Raw genomic sequence first — 18,773 nt, 5'->3', positions numbered from 1 at the left:
CGAATTCCTTTTCCCTTATGGGAAGGATCGACGGATTCCCAAACTAGCTTAGGAAAATTTATAAAAATTTACTATTTTCAGGTCTATGTCTCGAAAATCACCATGTATTAAAATCTGTATGATGGATCCAGAATCTGGGTTTTGTGCTGGTTGTTACCGAACAATCGAAGAAATCGGGGCTTGGTCCAGTATGAGCGATGAGGAAAAAGAAGCGGTCTGGCAGGAGCTCCCGCATAGAAAGGCGGGAAACTCTACCACAGAATAGGTTACTTAGTACCTTTATCAATCTTATTGCGGTGTTCCTCACAGAGTCTATAAAGTTGATCTGTAGATGGATTTTTCTTTGTGACTTTTTTTCCGCATACAATACACAAACCTTGTGCTCTTCTTCTTTTGTATAACAATTGAACTCGTTCGGCACCTGATAAATTGTATTTACTGATTTGAAGACGAACTCCTTTTACCAAATAACTTCCGATGGCAGACTCCTCTCCTTTTTTTAATTCGGAAAAAATCTTGTTTAACTCATCCGGTTTAATCGATTTAGGCTTCATACATTCTCCTACTTTTTGCTAAATTTAACTCTCTGTTAGATTCTAAATGTTAATGCACATTAGTTTGTACCCACTAACGTGCAACTCTATTTTAAAATCATATCTGAATTCTCGAATATAGTTTCAAAAACTAGGGACAAACTCTAATATTTGGAATGATTTTTGTGTTGGCAAAGTGAAAAGATCGACTAAGGTTTAGAGAAAGGACCAATTTATGGAAAAGAAGTACAAAACACTCAAAGATTTTTTCCCATTCTATTTAGAAGAACATAGCCATCCGTTTAACCGTGCGTTACATTTTGTTGGCTCGAGTCTTGCTTTAGGTTGTATTCTAGGATTTATTGCGACTGCTAAGTTGTATATCTTAGGTTTGGCGCTTGTTAGTGGGTATTTCTTCGCATGGATCGGACATTTCTTTGTCGAAAAAAATCGCCCTGCAACATTTACCTACCCAATTTATTCATTTGTTTCTGATTGGATGATGTACTTCAAAATGTTAACAGGACGTATTGATGTTGAATTTGCCAAAATTAAGTCAAAACAAAATTAAGATGAATCTAGTTCTCAATTTGATGATAACTCTTGTTTTGCTCTCGGGTTGTCGCCCGAGAGAAATCACAAAAGAAGAAATCACTTCTATCCGTGATCAAAACACAAGTTCCCTCATTCCTTTTGCGGAAACAATTTTGCCAAAGATACTGGGAACAGAATTTAAAAACATCGAATCATCGCTTAACAAAGACAAACAGAACGAAGTTCATGTCATTTATGGGAGTAATAGTCCTTTAACATTCAATGATCCGTCTGAGTACCGCAAGGTGATGATTGAATACCAAAGTTTGGTGATGTTACGCATTGGTTATGTTTTGAACCTGCACCATTTTGATCAGTTGTCACTTAGCCTTTCCAAACCGTTCTTCATCCAAGGAGAAAAAAATCCAGAGACAGAAATCCAAGAAGCTGAGATTTACCGAACTACGATGAAACAGATGGAGATTACAAAGTTCTTCGAGAACCATCCAAACTTCGATCCATTCAAAGCACCAATGATTGGAGAAAAGGAATGGGAAAAGATAACAGAAGAAGTACAAAAACTTTGGAAAGTAGAATTGGATGAAATTAGTCGTGTGAAGGTGGAATGACCCAAGGAACCATCTCTTGAATAGAGTGTTCCAATCGATCTAAATAAGATAGTTTTGGAATTTCATAAGCACCCAATTGCCAAGTCACATGGTTGAGCTGTTGGGTGTCAAATAACTCAAAGTTAGATTCTTTTAGTTTTGCAAACAAATGAAAGAGCCCGATTTTTCCTGCATCCGATTCAAAGGAAAACATACTTTCCCCTGCAAAAAACTTGCCGATCGCAACACCATAAACACCACCGACTAAAACATTTTCCGCATTCCATACTTCCACAGAGTGCGCCCAACCTTTTTTGTGGAGTTCCAAATAACCATCGATAAAACCAGGAGTGATCCACGTGTTATCTTTTTCCCGATAGGAACATGCCTGCATCACAATCGGGAAAGCTTCGTTAAAACTGATACGAAATTTTTTTTGTCTTACTTTACGAAGAACGGTTTTAGAAAAATGAACTCGGTGAATGTCAAAAATAGCGCGAGGATCCAAACAATACCAACGAATAGGATCCTCAGACCAAGGGAAAATGCCATGTGTGTATGCGTATAACAGCCGATCAACGGAGAAATCACCACCGACCGCAACCAAATCTTCCCTCCAATGCCGAGGGTTTTTAAAAAATTGGTCGAAACTCCTTTTTGTCAAGGTTCCAATACATCCTTTGGATAATCATAAACAATTTTCACTTTCAAACTTTTCCCATTTTCATCATTGATATTCGAAAGACCTTCGAATTGTAAAATTCGACGAGTTTGAACATCATACACCAAAAGAAATGGTTTCACAACTTGTTTCAAAAGAAAGTTATCAATTTCTAATCTAAGGTAAAGAGCTTGTCTTCCTTTCCACTCACCATCCTTGATTTTTAATACCGCAAATTTATAATCATCAAGTTGTACAGGAGCGATGAAGTGGAAAGACATTCTTTCTCCTCTAGACAACGATTCCCAATTGTTCCTAACAAAATAATCAAATCCTCCGTCCATCACAGCAGGAGATTTAGGAGTATATGTTTTTTCAGAAAGAGGATCTTCTTTTTTACGTTTAAAATATAAACGAACTGATTTCCCTTTTACATCAGCTCCTTCCGTATAACCATCTCTATCATCAACTGTTTTAAAAGTAGGTACTTCCGAATTTTGATCAAACTCAATGTGTTTGGAACCAAATACTTTTCCATTCGCATCTTTGTATTGGATTTCGGAGTGAGTGTGTTTTCCATTATTATAATATTCTTTATGATTATCCGAATAAATGTACTTTCCTGTGTTTAGATCATATGCCTTACCAAAATATTGGTATTTAGGTTTTTCTGCCAAAAGAGGCAAAAAGGATGGAAAAACTATGGCGAAAATTAGGATTTTACGTATCATACTCATTAGACCATGAAAAAATATAGACTGACTGACCAAAGGACACTTTTAGGGATTGTTTCCAAACTGACAACTACGGTTCTGCAAGATCGTGACACCAAACAAAAATTCACACTGATCAATCCTGTCGCAGTCAATGATATCCTAAAATCGGTTCACATCACAATCGAAACGACGGAACCTATGGTCTCTAAACCCAAATCCTTGGTTTGTGTCCTAAAGGAAAATCGTGTGGAACTACGGGTCAAACCTGTGAATCCGTACCAAGACGATTTATTACAGGTATACGAAATTTTAATCGAACCTTTGGAACGTTCCGCAAAACGAGCAGCGATCGAAGATATTTCTGCTTATGATTTGAAGATGGCACAAACCGCAGATTTAGGCACAGTGATTTCCATTTACGGAAAAACTTCCATTATCAACCAAGCACTGAACCAGTGGCAAATCCACTTAGAACAAGTGCTGACGAATTTTGGTTACTTTATTAAAAAAGTCCAAATCGGTTTTTATTATGCAGCAGACACCCAGCTTATGGAAGCCCTCGCTACATCCAAAGCTCCATATTACGTCCGTGATGCGAATCGTAGGATTTTTTATACAGATCGTGGATTTTACAGTCCTAAAAAATTAAGTGAAATCTACGTTCGATCCTATTTAGATTCGTTATTACTTAGTAATACAAAATCTACGTTAATTTTCCCATTTTTTGCCAATGGTAAGGTACTTTTAGGATACTTCGAAATCATCAGCAATTTGCCTGACCTAGGAAACCCAGTTCTACAATCAAATATCGAAGGCCCCGAGGGAATTGGACCCTTACTTAGTTTTTTAGACCAAAAAGCGGAAGAATTTGTTTTCCAACTTGAATTTGCTTACGCAAAAGATTGGGAAACAATAATTCGCACAACACCCGTTAGAGACATTAGCCAAGACGGTCGTGGGATAGGAATGACACTTCCGAAAGGAACCAATATTGATGGAAGACCTATAGGTTCACCAGTTTCCTTCCAATTAAAAATCAACTCATCTCCTTACACTTTTTTTGGAAGTTTACGAAGTCTAAAAAAAGGAGACAATGATACTACAAATATTGGATTACAAATTTTCCAATGTGACAAACCAGAAGGTATGTCACTACTTAGTACATACGCATCAAATTTAATTGGAGAAGCTGTTTCATGACACCCGAACAGTATGAAACAATCGTTACACTATTAAGAGAGATACAAAACCAAGGTGGTTCCGATCCCTATCGATTGGCTTTGTACTTAGTCCCCCATATTGGGATTATATTTGGGACCACATTATTGTTTTTTTTGTTCCAATGGTGGCATAAACAGAAAATGGCGCTGATCCAGTCGGGTCAGTACAAACCATGGAGTTTTGACATCAGATTGTATTCTTTTTTACTAGGTCTTTTGTTGACATTCACTGGATTTACATTATCGTTTGTATTTATACTCGTCTTAGGTCGTTCTATGGCGATGTTAGGAGGGTTAATCCCATTCGCAATTGGACTCGGTCTCTTGACCTTTTACAAACTGAGCCGGTAACAGAGACCAAACGGAAATGTAACGACGAAGACTGGAATTCCATCCAGCTCGTTTTAGGTGGAGATGTTTCTCAATTTGAAGTACTGATGAAACGGTACCAAGGGATGGTTTTTTCTCAAGCTCGCAAAGCTTTTTTATCGGAAGAAGAAGCTGAAGATTTTACCCAAGAAGTTTTTCTCAAAGCCTACGAATCTTTGAGCCAGTTCCGGGGAGAAGCTCAATTTTCAACATGGTTGTTTCAAATTGCAAAATTTCGCTTAACAAAAGTTAATAAAAAGAAATCTCATCTCATCACTGATTGGACAGAAGATGTATCAACTGTTGCCGACAAATCAAAACCCTCTGTTGTCGAAATTCTGGACAAAGAAGAAACTCATCATACTTTACATTCCCTCATTGCAAAACTCCCGAAATCTTACCAATTGCCGATCCACTTGCATTATTTTGAAAACAAACCTTTAAAGGAAATTGCAAACGATCTAAATATCAAACTAAATACAATTAAAAGTCATATCTCACGAGGTAAGGAACTTTTAAGAAAATGGTGGTCTCATGAAATCGAAGGATAAAAAAATTTTTATACCTGAACAGATTTTTTCGGAACCAGATCCATTTCTGAAAAATATGGAAGTTCCTTCTATCATCAGGATCAGAGTGTTAAGCCAAATTTTGCCTCTTAAGTTCTTATTCTCTTCTCTCTTTGTATCCTTTCTGTTATTACTCATTCCATTTGGAACGATGCTTTTTTCCATCCACCAAGATGAGAGTTCCATTTATTTACTCCCTCTTCTCATCAGCTCAAGTTTGTTTTTTTGTTTTTATTCCTTAGTGCTTGGCTTTTTACTCCTCAACACAAGAATTCCTTTTCTGAATGCATGGAAAGAGAAACTTGGATTTGAAGAGGTTTAAACGTTAGTGAAAGGTCTTTTATTTTCCTTCTTATTTTTATTCGTATCCGCATTGTCTGCAGAACCACTCCCTTCAGCAGAAGAATTTTTGAACATGGACCTGGACAAATCGATTCGTTTGGTGGAATCTCTTTCCAAAGAAGAGGCAAAGGTACTTGTCTCTGATTTACGGTTGGAAATGAAAAAATCCTATCCGAAAGTAGATCATTTTTACTTTCTCATCTCGCATTTAGAAGAAATCCAGGCGATTGAAAAAGAACAAGCGCGACTAAAATCGTTACTCTGGGTCTACGTTCTTGCCTTCGTTTTGTTCACTGGATTTTTAGGTCTGATTCTGCTTCGCCAACGAAAAGCGATCCGAGACATCAACCAAATGCTTGGTAAATGATCGGGAATCGATTTTTTGTCATCATTTTGTATTCTTTTTGTAATGAATCCCTGTTATTTTAAAGGCAATTCATGAAAATATTGATTGTAGATGACGAAGAAGACATTGCCGGCCTCATCCAATTTCATTTGGAAGAAGAAGGTTTCCAAACGGAAGTTTGCCATAATGGAATGGAAGTCCTCCCTCGTTTAGAAAAAAATCTCCCTGATGGCATTATCTTAGATTTAATGTTACCTGGTATCGGTGGTATGGATCTATGTAAAAGGATCAAAGAAAAGTACCCACAAATCCCGATCCTAATGGTCACAGCCAAAACAGGTGAAACCGATGTGGTATTGGGATTAGAGTTAGGTGCTGATGATTATATCCGTAAACCTTTTAATATCAGGGAACTTGTGGCTCGAGTTAGAACTGTCACAAGAAGGACAACAGACCCAAACCAAGAAGTACAGGGAACCATAACCACTGGAAAAATCCAAATCAATCCAACCGCTCACAAAGTTTTTGTCGAAGGAACTGAGATTGACCTAACATTAATCGAATTTAAATTATTACAGCTGTTTGCTGGAAATCCAGGAGTTGCCTTTTCCAGAGACAAACTTTTAGATCGGATTTGGGGCAAAGACGTTTTTGTCACTGACCGCACTGTAGATGTAAATATCAAACGACTAAGAGATAAATTACTCTCCGAAAAAGAACGACTCGAAACGATCCGCGGAGTCGGTTATCGATTCCGAGATGCGTAGTTTTTTTTCAACACTTCTCCTTCTCAATTGGGGTCTTTTACTCGTACTTTTGACCCTTGCATTGGGTGTATTTTATATTTATGATTTGGTTGTCCCAGCCGTAAGACCACTTATTCTTTTTGGTTTTGTACTCATTGCCATCTTTGGTACTTTTTATATTTCCACAAACATTGCAATGCGAATCACAGACCCACTTGCAACGGTTGAGAAAAAAACAAAAGAAATCAATGCAGGTGATTTTGGTGTTGAATTGTCATCACCTGACATTCGTGAATTGGCTACACTTGCCTCCTCCATTAACGAAATGGCAAGGCGACTTAAAGTTCAATTTTTAGATCTTACCGTTGAAAAGGAAAAATTTAATTACTTACTTCAAAATTTAAAAGAGGGTGTTTTTGCAATTGATAGAAACCATAAATTCCTATTTTTGAATCGAAATATTGCAGAAACCTTAATAGAAAAAAATTCACAATTCAAAGAATTTGTACCCTCAATCAAAAACAAAGAACTGCTAAGTTTTATTACCGATAAAATCAAATCAGGAAAAGAAGGAAAAACTGAATTCCAGGATGGACTTCATTTTTACACAGCAAGAATTTATCCAATTAAATCCGATGCCATGGTTCAATTATATATCGGAGTGATATCTGATATAACCGAAGACAGACAAAACCAATTGATAAGAGAACAATTTTTCCAAAATGCATCTCACGAATTAAAAACTCCTATTACATCAATCAAAGGTTATGCGGAAACTTTAGAATACAAATTAAAACTTCCACCTGATTCAAATGAAAGAAAATTTTTGGATGCCATACTTCGAAACACGGACCGGCTCATTCGAATCGTAGAAGATATGTTGACGGTTTCAAGATTGGAAAACCACAAAACAGTTTTAAATCTGACTGATGTTTCTATTTTAGAATTGGTCAAAAATGTTTCGGAATCTCTTGGTGTGATTTATTCTCAGAAAAAACAAAACTTGGTTCTCGACATTCCATTTGACCTAAAGGTTCGAGCGGATCGATTGTTATTGGAAGACTTACTCGTAAATTTGATATCAAATGCTTCTGCTTATAGCCCAGAAGGTTCCAGTGTCATTGTCAAAGCATCCACGACAGAGGAACAAAATGTGATCCAAGTCATCGACCAAGGGATTGGCATTTCTTCTGAAGATGCGGAACGAATCTTTGAGCGTTTTTTCAGAGTTGATACGAACCGCTCGAGAAAAGAAGGTGGGACTGGCCTTGGACTATCCATTGTAAAACACATTGCAAGGTTACATTCAGGTGAGGTTTCTGTTTCTCCCAATCCGAAAGGTGGGTCCATTTTCTCCTTTGTTTTTCCTAAAAAATAGATTCTCGTAAGAGAAGTCCCCGGATAGAATATTGGTATCCGGTAGGTAATTATGAAGTATCCTTTGGGATTTTACTCCTTTGGCAAAAATATTGGAATCAAAGATACAAGTTTAGATTTTGCTGTGATTTATTCTGAGGTTCGTTGTTCTGCGGCTGCAGTATTCACTCGGAATAATTTTCCTGGAGCTCCCATTTATGTTGGCCGTGATCATATCAAAGATGGATACTTACAAGCCATCGTCATCAATTCCAAAAATTCCAATGTGGCTACTGGAGAAAAAGGAATCAAGGACTCTTATCAAATTTGTGAAACCTTAGCCAAATCATTAGGGATAACCAAAGAAGATATTTTACCTTCCTCCACTGGAGTGATTGGTGTTCCCCTTCCCATCGAAAAAATCCTCACCGCTTGTGCCAGTGCCAAAGAAAACTTAAAACCTGGAAATTTAGATGAAGTAGCTGAAGCCATTATGACCACAGATACCAAGAAAAAAATTTCCTACCGTACCTATTCGCATAACGGAAATGAGGGTGTGATGTACGGAATCGCCAAAGGTGCAGGTATGATCGAACCAAATATGGCGACAATGTTATCCTATATCCTTTGTGATTTTTTACCTGAATCGAAAGATCTAAAAGGAATTCTAAAACGTGTTGTTGATCAGACTTACAACTGTATCACCATAGATTCGGATACTTCCACGAGTGATACCGTAGTATTAATGTGTTCTGGTAAATTAGGAACCATCCCCGATCAAAATTTTGAATCTATGTTAAAAGACATAGCCACAGAACTATCGAAAAAAATTGCAAGAGATGGTGAAGGTGCGAGTAAATTAATCGAACTAACTGTTAAAAAAGGAAGAGACGATCTTCAGGTGACTAAGATTGGAAAATCGATTTTAAACTCACCTCTCGTCAAAACCGCAATTTACGGCGGGGATCCTAATTGGGGACGTTTCATCATGGCAATTGGTAAAGTTTTTGACGAACCAATTCCATATGATCACTTAGAAATTCAATTAGGTGGCATTTCCGTTAAAGGTGCAAGCAATGAGACCAAATCAAAGTTAGCCGAATATCTAAAATCGAATGAAGAAATTTTCATTACAGTTGAACTCAATACAGGTAACTTTCAAAAAACTTTTTGGAGTTGTGACTTTACTGAAGGATACATCCAAGAAAACGCATATTATACAACATGATTTCTAATAAAATAAAAAACACGTTGAAATTTTTTTTACCGTCAAGTTACCAATTAAAACTTTCGGTTACAAATTTATTCACTCGTACTGTTTTTATTTTATTAGTTTATGTTTCGTATTTTATCATTTTAGTTCAAATACCTGAATCCATGTCTTATCGATTGGAATTAGCACTTCTTTTGACAAGTGCTTTTGCTTTAATTTTATATCTACCATTAATTGAGCGATTAGCAAGGTATATGCGAACAAAGTTTTTGTCAGAATATTTGACAGAAGACGCTGAGTCATATCGCCAAGCCATCAAAAGATTTAATTTTGATGCTTTGATTAAAAATGTTTTTCCCGATATGGTGAAAATTACTGGTAGTCAATCAGGAACGATGGCGGTCTTAACCCAAAATGGAACGTTTGCCTTTCACTCCTACTTTCGCGGAAGACAAAAAAAATTAAGTCCCACAAAAGACATTTTAGTAAAAGCAAGTTTTCAATCATTTTTATTAGCCAATCGGAATGGAGCATCGGTTGCCAACACGTTCTCAAATGAAAACATTAACAATGACTTCATGGAACTGCATGCTAATTATATTTATCCATTTATCTTTCGTGAAAAATTATTTGGCTTTATAGCGGTATCAAATATTCCTAATTCGGAGGCCAGCCACAGTTTGTCGTTATTAGCTGGTCAATCTGCTCTCACAATCCACAATCATATCCTCTCTTATCACATTTCTGAAAATAAAAAGTATCAGAAAGAAGCTGAGTATGCTGTACGAGTGCAAAATTTATTAGAAACAGGAACAATTCCAAATATACTTGGCTGGGAGATTACACCTTTTAAACGAACCAATCGAAACCTCATCGAATTTTTCCAAGTAGAAGATGGGAGTTGGTTTTTTGTTATCTTAAATGCAGGAAAATCATACCAACATATCGGAATTATACTTTCTTATATTTTAGGAGTTGTATACTCACAATCCAGACTAAAATTATTGAAAGGTTTTTCTGATATTAAAACATTAATTCAGTCCACCTTTCAAAAGTTAGACTGGAAAGAAAATTACGAAATGATCATTGGTAAAATTGGTTATTCTGAACTTTATATTATCCAAGAAGGGAAACAATTTAAGATTATTCGAAATTCGGAAGAAGTTGTGGCAAGTATGGGTTGGAAAAATATGATTAGTATGGACAAAGGTCCCATCATCATTCAACAACGAGGAGAACCCGTATTAAAATTTAATTTCAAAGAGCTGGAAGTCCAATGAGAGAACTGGCAATTACAATCCTCTCTTCATTATTATTTTTTTTAATCCTATTTTTTTCGTTTATTGGAATTCAAAATAGTTCCAAAAAACTTCCCTTTTATTATTACCCTTCTGGATTGATTGTTAATATTGGCGAAGAAAATAGAACTCATTGGGGAAATTCAATTGTCACTTCCGATTTGGAAACGTTTGAATCGATAAGTGATTTTTCTAAATTAGATTCCTATACTTTAAAACTTAAAAACTCACAGGGAGAAATTTACGAAGAAGAATTTAAATTAAAGAATATTCGCAAAACAGATGTTTTGGGTGTATTTTTTTCTGATTTATTTTTAGCTTTTTTTAGCCTAGCAATTGCTGTCTATTTTTACTATTCAACAAGAGATGCATTAATATTTGGTTTTTTCTTTAATTTTGGATTAATCATTTTATCTAATGTTTTTGTACTCGCATTCAAAAATTCTATTTTTTTGTTCATTCTAACTTTATATTTAGGAAGTTTTTTACAATACCATTTGATCTATCGACTTCGAGGAAAGGAGATCAATTCAAAATGGTTGTTACCTCAAGTTTTGATTTCATTCATTATGGCAATGATAGCATCGCAAGAGAAGTATGATTTAATTCTGATTGAGCGAATTGGAATTGTTGCTCATGCAATTACAGTCTTATTTGGATCGATCAATATCATTGCAAATGTTTATGAGTTAATACGATCAAAACCTCAAGAGGAAGCACTTTTAAAACGATTGGTTTTGGTATTTTCTATAGTCATTTATGTAGCACTACCAACAAGTATTTTGTTTTTTGATGGGTATCCTTGGTTTTACGTTCACCGATCTTTCTTTATATTCACATATTTATTGTTTATACTCAGCTTTTTTTATGGGACATACCGATATACATTTGTTCCGTCGTTTGTCATCTTTACACCAAGTATTGTTACATTAATTTTAGTAGGTATTATTTTGGGGACCTATGTTGGTTCTATTTTTGTTTTAGATTATCTTTTACCCATTCGTTACTTAAGAGACCGATGGGTTTTCAATTTTATCTTTTTATTTTTAGTAACTGCGTATTTAATTCCGTTGAAACTGAAAGTGAAGGAACTTTTCGATTATTGGTTTTTTGAGAAAAACCCAAAACTTAGTGCTGGCATCAATAAAATCACTGCATTGTTATCTTCTCCTTTATCAATGAGAAAAACCATTCTCACAATCAACAAAACCGTTAAAGAAACGGTAAATGTTTCTAATTTAATCATCCTAATTCCAGGTGATCAATTCGCAAATACTGATCTCAGAAATATTGATTTTATGAGAATCTCCCCACAATCAGAGATTTGGAATTATTTCAAAAGTACTGATCGTGTTACTGTCACCTCACATTTAGAATATGGAATTGGACTTCGAGAAACACTTTATAATTTTTTGAAAGGACTACATGTTCAATTGGCATTTCCAGCATATGATTCCTCCTCAAACAAAAAAAATATCCAAGCTATGATATTGATCGGAGAAAAATTAGATAAAAAATATTTTTCCATTGGAGAATTAAAATTCATTAATGAAGTTGTGAAAATTTCGGGAATGTTACTCGAAAACTATAGTTTATTGGAAGATGAAATTCAAAAACGTAAAATAGTAAGAGATATCCAAACAGCATCCATTGTCGACAACACCTTACGATTGATTTTACCGAGTGAAGTAAAAGGTATTGATTACGGTTATATATCAAAACCCGCTGTTGGTATTTCTGGAGATTACTTAGATATCATCCCAATTTCCAATACCAAAATGATTGTTTTGTTAGGTGATGTTGCTGGCCATGGACTTGGAACTGGATTTTTAGTAAGTGCTATTAAAGGTATTGTCAGAGAACAATTGAGAAATGGTACTTCATTGGAAGGATTATTCCGAGAAATTAATTCCTTTTTTCGCGCGAGATACAAAGGGAATGAATTTATGACCTTACTCGGTGGAATATTCGATTCCACTGAAAATGTTTTTAAGTATGTAAATGCAGGTCATCTTTCCCTAATAGAAATGCGCGCTGATGGCCAAATCAAATTACATTCAAAAACCCAACGAGTGTTAGGAATTTTAGAAACTGATTACCATGTTCAAGAATTGAAACTTTTACCAGGAACCAAACTATTTTTGTATTCTGATGGGATTACAGAAGCCTTCAGTGAACGGGATGAAATTTTTGGTGAGGACACTCTCATTGATTTTTTGCATTATAATGCCGACAAAACGGTCAAAGAACTTCCCTCGTTACTCGACCAAAGAATGACACAATTCAGAGGAAATCGGGAACAATCAGACGATATTACATTTATTGGTCTTTCTTTTAGCCCCAACTAGCCGATATTTAAACCGATGATGGCAGAAAAACCTGTTAAATTTGTCATTTTTTTATCGCTCATCCTAAGTTTAGTCGCGTTTTGGGACCACCAATTCACTTCGTACTTAAAAGAGTTTGTGGTTTTGATTCACGAAATCTGCCATGCAACAGCCGCTCTTTTTAGCGGTGGTGTTGTGAAAGGAATCACTCTACACGGTAACGAAGGTGGAGAGACCATTGCTGTTCCTGCATCCTTTCGTGGTTCTTTTATCCTAGTTGTATCAGCAGGATACATTGGATCTTCCATTGTTGGAGCATTTTTATTACGATTAGGATTCCAAGGCCGACATGCTCGCCAAACAATGATTTTGTTTGGATTGTTTCTGATTTCTGTCAGTGTGTTGTATTCAAAATTAGGTGATCTAGCTTATTTTACAGGTATTTTCTGGGGAGTTGGGATTTTAGTTTTAGGGATGTTAGGTGAAACGACCTCGATCCTATCCCTCGTTTTTTTAGGTACCAGCATTTCATTGTATTCACTATATGATTTATCTGATTTTGCAGAACGACTCGCAGAAACCGATGCGGGCATCCTTGCCTTTTGGATGGCAGGCCTTGGACCTGAAGATTTACAAAATGAAGAAATTCCAACAGTGGTTTTGATTTTGGGATATTTGATCGCAACACTTTGGTCATTGCTTAGCATTGGTATCATTTTTATGTCTCTCCGAACTTCTCTTTCTCACGAGGAAGCCCACCATTCTCCAGATCCCGTGGAACAATTTGAACGATTCCCTGGGGAACTCTCACCAGAAGCGAAACTTTGGTTGGAAAAAAGAGGGGTTGATCCGGAAAGTGGGATCGTTTTGCCTCCAAATTTCTTCTTAGATCCTCCTTCGAAAGACAACCAAGGTTAGTCCTTATCGCAAATTTTCATTTGCGTAGGACACCTACTTCACAAATATAGAATCTCAATGGCAAAAAGAATTCTCATAACGGGGGGAGCTGGGTTCATCGGGTCTCATTTAGCAGAAAGACTGCTCAATGCTGGAAACAAAATCATTGTTTTAGACAATTTTCACACTGGTAGAAAAGAAAATCTATCTCACCTACTTTCAAATCCCAATTTTGAACTTATCCGACACGACATCACTGATCCGATCAAGTTAGAAGTGGATCAAATTTATAATATGGCCTGTCCTGCGTCACCTGTCCATTACCAAAGTAATCCCATCAAAACCGTAAAAACAAACGTTTTAGGTATGATGAATATGTTGGGACTTGCCAAACGTGTGAAAGCAAGGATCCTACAAGCAAGTACTTCAGAAGTTTATGGAAATCCACTAGAACACCCTCAAACGGAATCGTATTGGGGAAATGTGAATACCATCGGAATTCGTAGTTGTTACGATGAAGGGAAACGTGTGGCTGAAACTTTGTGTTTTGATTACCACAGACAACATGGGGTTGAAATCCGAGTCATTCGCATTTTTAATACTTATGGCCCAAGAATGATTCCAGATGATGGACGTGTTGTTAGTAATTTTATCGTACAAGCGTTACGCGGTGAAGACATCACAATTTATGGTGATGGAAGCCAAACTCGGTCTTTTTGTTTTGTGGATGATCTTGTAAAAGGTATCATCGATATGATGAATGTCGAAAATTTTGTAGGTCCAGTGAATCTAGGCAATGATGGTGAATTTACTGTCAAAGAACTAGCAGAACTAGTGATCAAAGAAACTGGAAGTAAATCAAAAATAATTTATCTGCCACTTCCACAAGATGATCCAACAAGAAGAAAACCAAATCTAAGTTTGGCGAAAGAAAAACTGAATTATACTACCACTGTTCCACTCGTGGAAGGTGTAAAAAAAACCATCGAATATTTTAGCAAAAGAGTATAAAATGAAAATAGGCGTAATCAAAGAACCATCGTATGAAAACCGAGTTGCAATCACACCAGATGTAATTGACCCATTGAAAAAGTTAGGCTTCAGTGTTGCGATTGAAACTACAGCTGGAGACAGCGCATTTTTCTCAGACCAAGATTATAAAGATGTTGGTGCAACAGTGGAATCGAGAGATTCAATTTTATCTGGCTCCGATATTGTAGTTTCCATTCATGCATTAGATGAAGCGAGTGCTAAGAAGATTGGAAAAGATAAAATGTACATCGCTACATTATCACCATTGGCTTTCCCCAAAAAGGTGAAGGAAATTGCATCCGCATCATTCAAAATCTTTTCGATGGATACAATCCCAAGGATTACACGAGCACAATCTATGGATGTACTCAGTAGCCAAGCAACTGTTTCCGGTTACAAAGCGGTTTTACTAGCTGCCTCTAACTACAGTCGATTTTTTCCAATGTTAACTACTGCTGCTGGTACAATTACACCAGCACGTGTATTAATCCTAGGGGCAGGAGTTGCTGGTTTGCAGGCAATCGCAACCTCACGTCGTTTAGGTGCTGTTGTTGATGTATTTGATACTCGTCCAGAAGTTAAAGAACAGTGTATGTCACTTGGTGCAAAGTTTGTGGAAGTGGAAGGTGCAGCAGATGCATCCAATACTGGTGGTTATGCGGTAGAACAATCAGATGACTACCAAAGACGTCAAAAAGAAGCAATTGCAAAGTTTGCGGAAAAGGCAGATATCATCATCACTACAGCTCTGATTCCGGGAAAACGTGCACCTCTTCTGATCACTAAAGAGATGGTTGATAAGATGAGACAAGGTTCTGTCATTGTAGATCTTGCAGCGGTAAATGGTGGAAACTGTGAGTTAACAGAAAATGATAAAACCATTGTTTACAAAGGTATCACAATCATTGGGAATTCAAATCTCCAAAGTACACAACCAATGGATGCAAGTAAAATGTATGCAAAAAACATTGTGAACTTTCTCAAACTATTTGTGAACAAAGAAAAACAATTTAATATCAACTTAGAAGATGAAATCATCAACGCATGTATGATTGCTGAAAATGGTTCTATCCGACACAAACCAACCTTAACTCTTTTAGGAGAGTAATCAAAAAAAAAGGCCAGAAATATTTCTGGCCTTTTTCTACGATATTCAATTCAAAAAATCGACTTTTACCAACTTCCAAAACAGGAACGAATCAAACAAACATTCTGTTCCCGTAAAGATCTAAATCTCTTCACTTTGAATCTGAGTTCATATCGACGAGTTGGGGTTGGGTTCTCCATCTACGATGTACCCAAAAGTACTGCTCCGGAAATAACTTTACTTCTTCTTCTAAAGTTTTTGTCCATAGTTCTGTATAATGACGAATTACATCATCTTTTTTAGGATATAACTTTTTATCAACATAACCCAGATCTTTGACTCTTACAATTACCTTACCATTTTCACCAGCTAACACAGAATAATATAACATTTTGGCTCCAGTTAGATATGCCATGAGTGCTGGACCTACAAACGTAGAAGCTTGCCTGTTCATAAAAGGAACAAAGATGCCTGCTTTGCCAGCGTTTTGGTCTGCACCAAATCCAATCCAATAACCTTGTTTGAGTAGTTTGATCACCTGTGTTGATTCTTCAACAGGAACTAAAACAACACCATTTTTAGATCGCATCCGCTTCAGTAAGGTATCAACAAAAGGATTTCTTACCTTTTTGTAAATTCCTCCACCCTTCATTCGGATTCCCAAAAATTGAACTAAAATTTCCCACGTACCGAAATGACCGGAAATAAGAATAACACCTACACCTTCTTTTTTGGTATCTTCTTCTATTTTTAAACTAGATTCATCAACAACAAGATACTTGTCCAACCAAGCGTGTGTCATGCGAGGAGCCCAAAGAGTATGAGCAAGTAAAATTCCCAAATGACGATAATGAGCTTTGACCAAATTTAAAATCTGATCCTCTGTGTAATTTGGGAAAGCGAAACGAATGTTTTCTGCTGCTACTTTTCTATGTTTTTTATCAAATTGATAAATTAAGTTTGTTAAAAACATCCCATACGAAAGGCACCATTGGTATGGCAAAATCTTAAAAGGGAAATAAAATGAATAAACAATGATAAATGATAAAAAGTATCCGATGTATTTCATAAAGTTACCAAATATGGCCATAAAAAGAAATGGATTGTTACTGCAAAAATTCCAATCACAAAACCAATGACCCATCCTCCAATAATATCACTAACAAAGTGGTGTAAGGTGATCAACCTGCCCACTCCAGCAAATAAACTAAATAAAAAGAAATAAGGAGTTTCTCGAAATGCAAAAACAAGTATTGTTGCAACAACAATTGAATTTGCACTATGAGCGGAAGGAAACGAATGTTTCATATCTGGATTTGAATCCACTTTTCCCATAACACTCACTAGAGGGCGTTTTCTGGCGAAATACTTCTTTAATACCAAAACCAAACGATCGGTCATATATGTAAAAACCAAAACAAATGGCAGACTCATATAAACTGGTTTATATAGTTCACTTAAAAACATTAGTGGTAGTAAAACCAATGCAAACATCTCTCCTCGATTGATTCGAGATAAAACCCAACTAAGGTTTTTATGATGTAAGTGTTTTTGTATCCAAGTGGATAACTTTAAATCTACTCTGTTTATCCAATTCATTTCAAAAGCTCTTCTTTTATCTTCTGAAGTGCTTCTGAGAAACTAAACGTAAATTGGTCTCTAGTTGCCATATCTTTCAATGTTACGCTACCAGTTTTGATTTCGTCTTCACCACGAAGCAAAATCCATCTGTATCCTTTTTTTTCGGCATAAGAAAGTTGTTTTCCCATCTTTTGAGAAACTAACGAAACTTCGACATTGATCTTTTCTTTTCGTAATTGTTTTGCAAAATTATGGTTTTCTGCAAAGGAAGAATCATCCAAAAGTGGAATATAAACTGTAGAATCATTTTTAAAACTAGGCAATAGATTATGGACTGTTAAAAAGTTCTGTAACGTTACATCCCCTAGCCCAAAACCAATTCCCGTTAACTCTTCATTCGAAAATAATCCAATGAGATTATCATACCTTCCTCCGCCGTATAGGGAACGTTTGTTTTGTGGTGATGAATCGAAGATTTCGAAAATAAAACCTGTATAATAATCGAAACCCCTTACAACAGAAGGATCAAAATGTACAATGTCTTCTAAACCAATCATCTTAATCTCTTGGAACAATCCTTTGATTGCACTCAAAGTTTCTTCTTTGATTCCTGGGATTTGATTGAGTGTCTCTACGGTTGAATTTAAAAACAAATCAATTTTTGAAACAGCAGAACTATCATTTGGAATTGTTTTGGAAACAAGAGTGATGTATTCCTCTTGTGTGATTTTGTTCTTTTTGTCCAAAATTTTTGAAACTTCATGTGCTTGGTTTGGACTTACTTTTAAACCATCTAACAAAAATTCATCGAGTAATGATCTATGAGAAATGGTAACTTTGAAACTATTTCTAGGAGCACCAAAAGCAAAGAGGATGTCACAAGCTAGAGACAATATTTCTAACTCTGCACGACTTGTTGTGACACCAAACATATCAACGTTTAATTGCCAATGTTCTCTAAGACGGCCATGGCCTGGTTGTTCATAACGCCATAAATTAGGAATGGAAAACCAACGAATTGGTCTTGGTAACTCTCGTAATTTTTTTGCCACCATTCTTGCAACAGTTGGAGTCATTTCTGGTCGAATCGCAACTTCACGATCACCCTTATCGATAAAGTTATAAATTTGTTTCCCTACAATTTCTTCACCAGTTTTTGCTCGGTATAAATCTAAGGATTCGACCATTGGGCCATCATACTCTTCGTATCCATATGACCTTACAACGTCTTTCATGACGGAAAAAAGATAGTTCCGAAGGCGCATATCCTCAGGATAAAAATCCCGAGTACCTTTATAGTTTTCTGTAGTTAATTTCTGTTCTTTCAATGTTTGGCTC

The 18,773-nt window shown here is 36.2% G+C and carries 22 protein-coding genes; 16 read left to right on the top strand and 6 right to left on the bottom strand.

All coding sequences use genetic code 11. From position 1 onward, the window contains the following. Positions 1 to 85 precede the first annotated feature (85 nt). Complete coding sequence (locus tag CH354_RS06575; RefSeq protein ID WP_100716888.1) at positions 86 to 265, top strand: DUF1289 domain-containing protein; 180 nt, start codon at positions 86 to 88, stop codon at positions 263 to 265. 1 nt (position 266) lies between these two features. Here CH354_RS06575 and CH354_RS06570 read toward each other — a convergent pair whose 3' ends face one another. Then, entirely contained in the window at positions 267 to 554 is a 288-nt protein-coding gene (locus tag CH354_RS06570; RefSeq protein ID WP_012390137.1) for an LIC10235 family protein, read from the bottom strand. 214 nt (positions 555 to 768) lie between these two features. Here CH354_RS06570 and CH354_RS06565 point away from each other — a divergent pair, with 214 nt between their 5' ends. Together CH354_RS06565 and CH354_RS06560 are read left to right on the top strand one after the other, a co-directional pair. Continuing rightward, a complete protein-coding gene (locus CH354_RS06565; RefSeq protein ID WP_100716889.1) occupies positions 769 to 1,104 on the top strand; it encodes an Mpo1-like protein in 336 nt (111 codons plus the stop codon). A gap of 1 nt (position 1,105) precedes the next feature. Further along, complete coding sequence (locus CH354_RS06560; RefSeq protein ID WP_100725799.1) at positions 1,106 to 1,696, top strand: hypothetical protein; 591 nt, start codon at positions 1,106 to 1,108, stop codon at positions 1,694 to 1,696. Here CH354_RS06560 and aat read toward each other — a convergent pair. Both aat and CH354_RS06550 read right to left on the bottom strand, forming a co-directional pair. Then, entirely contained in the window at positions 1,674 to 2,339 is a 666-nt protein-coding gene (gene aat, locus CH354_RS06555) for a leucyl/phenylalanyl-tRNA--protein transferase (RefSeq protein ID WP_100716890.1), read from the bottom strand. The two genes, CH354_RS06560 and aat, sit on opposite strands and share 23 nt — an antisense overlap. Further along, on the bottom strand, positions 2,336 to 3,067 hold the full coding sequence (locus CH354_RS06550; protein WP_100725798.1) for a hypothetical protein: 732 nt from the start codon (positions 3,065 to 3,067) through the stop codon (positions 2,336 to 2,338). Before CH354_RS06550 ends, aat begins: the two co-directional genes overlap by 4 nt. 12 nt (positions 3,068 to 3,079) lie before the next feature. On the opposite strand from CH354_RS06550, the gene CH354_RS06545 reads away from it, so the two are divergent. The 13 genes from CH354_RS06545 (at position 3,080) to CH354_RS06485 (ending at position 15,875) form a co-directional block, all read left to right on the top strand. After that, positions 3,080 to 4,252, top strand: coding sequence for a hypothetical protein (locus CH354_RS06545; protein WP_100716892.1), 1,173 nt, complete (start codon positions 3,080 to 3,082; stop codon positions 4,250 to 4,252). After that, complete coding sequence (locus tag CH354_RS06540) at positions 4,249 to 4,623, top strand: hypothetical protein (protein WP_100728863.1); 375 nt, start codon at positions 4,249 to 4,251, stop codon at positions 4,621 to 4,623. The genes CH354_RS06545 and CH354_RS06540 overlap by 4 nt, the downstream gene beginning before the upstream one ends. 86 nt (positions 4,624 to 4,709) lie before the next feature. Further along, on the top strand, positions 4,710 to 5,192 hold the full coding sequence (locus CH354_RS06535; RefSeq protein WP_100728862.1) for an RNA polymerase sigma factor: 483 nt from the start codon (positions 4,710 to 4,712) through the stop codon (positions 5,190 to 5,192). Then, a complete protein-coding gene (locus tag CH354_RS06530; protein ID WP_100716895.1) occupies positions 5,176 to 5,532 on the top strand; it encodes a hypothetical protein in 357 nt (118 codons plus the stop codon). The genes CH354_RS06535 and CH354_RS06530 overlap by 17 nt, the downstream gene beginning before the upstream one ends. Positions 5,533 to 5,538: 6 nt before the next feature. After that, positions 5,539 to 5,919 (top strand): hypothetical protein, encoded by a 381-nt coding sequence (locus tag CH354_RS06525; protein ID WP_100728861.1) that lies wholly within the window; start codon positions 5,539 to 5,541, stop codon positions 5,917 to 5,919. Positions 5,920 to 5,990: 71 nt separating this feature from the next. Next, positions 5,991 to 6,665: a response regulator gene (locus CH354_RS06520; protein ID WP_015676633.1), complete on the top strand. Its 675-nt coding sequence runs from the start codon at positions 5,991 to 5,993 to the stop codon at positions 6,663 to 6,665. Continuing rightward, positions 6,658 to 8,022, top strand: coding sequence for a HAMP domain-containing sensor histidine kinase (locus CH354_RS06515; RefSeq protein ID WP_100716898.1), 1,365 nt, complete (start codon positions 6,658 to 6,660; stop codon positions 8,020 to 8,022). The genes CH354_RS06520 and CH354_RS06515 overlap by 8 nt, the downstream gene beginning before the upstream one ends. Before the next feature lie 51 nt (positions 8,023 to 8,073). Continuing rightward, on the top strand, positions 8,074 to 9,228 hold the full coding sequence (gene argJ / locus CH354_RS06510) for a bifunctional glutamate N-acetyltransferase/amino-acid acetyltransferase ArgJ (protein WP_100728860.1): 1,155 nt from the start codon (positions 8,074 to 8,076) through the stop codon (positions 9,226 to 9,228). Then, a complete protein-coding gene (locus CH354_RS06505) occupies positions 9,225 to 10,493 on the top strand; it encodes a hypothetical protein (RefSeq protein ID WP_100725794.1) in 1,269 nt (422 codons plus the stop codon). Before argJ ends, CH354_RS06505 begins: the two co-directional genes overlap by 4 nt. Continuing rightward, positions 10,490 to 12,859 (top strand): PP2C family protein-serine/threonine phosphatase, encoded by a 2,370-nt coding sequence (locus tag CH354_RS06500; RefSeq protein WP_100725793.1) that lies wholly within the window; start codon positions 10,490 to 10,492, stop codon positions 12,857 to 12,859. The genes CH354_RS06505 and CH354_RS06500 overlap by 4 nt, the downstream gene beginning before the upstream one ends. 15 nt (positions 12,860 to 12,874) lie before the next feature. After that, a complete protein-coding gene (locus tag CH354_RS06495; RefSeq protein WP_100725792.1) occupies positions 12,875 to 13,756 on the top strand; it encodes a M50 family metallopeptidase in 882 nt (293 codons plus the stop codon). A gap of 57 nt (positions 13,757 to 13,813) precedes the next feature. Further along, complete coding sequence (locus tag CH354_RS06490; RefSeq protein ID WP_100725791.1) at positions 13,814 to 14,746, top strand: UDP-glucuronic acid decarboxylase family protein; 933 nt, start codon at positions 13,814 to 13,816, stop codon at positions 14,744 to 14,746. Position 14,747: 1 nt separating this feature from the next. Then, complete coding sequence (locus CH354_RS06485) at positions 14,748 to 15,875, top strand: Re/Si-specific NAD(P)(+) transhydrogenase subunit alpha (protein ID WP_100725790.1); 1,128 nt, start codon at positions 14,748 to 14,750, stop codon at positions 15,873 to 15,875. A gap of 130 nt (positions 15,876 to 16,005) precedes the next feature. Here CH354_RS06485 and CH354_RS06480 read toward each other — a convergent pair whose 3' ends face one another. Genes CH354_RS06480 through hisS form a run of 3 tightly spaced genes read right to left on the bottom strand, consistent with a single transcriptional unit; the run spans position 16,006 to position 18,763 of the window. Then, positions 16,006 to 16,923 carry a lysophospholipid acyltransferase family protein gene (locus tag CH354_RS06480; RefSeq protein ID WP_100725974.1) on the bottom strand — a complete coding sequence of 306 codons (918 nt, stop codon included), beginning with the start codon at positions 16,921 to 16,923 and terminating at the stop codon, positions 16,006 to 16,008. Continuing rightward, positions 16,920 to 17,453: a phosphatase PAP2 family protein gene (locus CH354_RS06475; RefSeq protein ID WP_100725789.1), complete on the bottom strand. Its 534-nt coding sequence runs from the start codon at positions 17,451 to 17,453 to the stop codon at positions 16,920 to 16,922. The genes CH354_RS06480 and CH354_RS06475 overlap by 4 nt, the downstream gene beginning before the upstream one ends. Continuing rightward, positions 17,450 to 18,763: a histidine--tRNA ligase gene (gene hisS / locus CH354_RS06470; RefSeq protein ID WP_100725788.1), complete on the bottom strand. Its 1,314-nt coding sequence runs from the start codon at positions 18,761 to 18,763 to the stop codon at positions 17,450 to 17,452. Before hisS ends, CH354_RS06475 begins: the two co-directional genes overlap by 4 nt. Positions 18,764 to 18,773 lie beyond the last annotated feature (10 nt).

This window comes from Leptospira levettii, from assembly GCF_002812085.1.
GTDB lineage: Bacteria > Spirochaetota > Leptospiria > Leptospirales > Leptospiraceae > Leptospira_A > Leptospira_A levettii.
The sequence above is the reverse complement of the archived record's forward strand: the minus strand, read 5'-3'. Positions and strand labels throughout refer to the sequence as shown.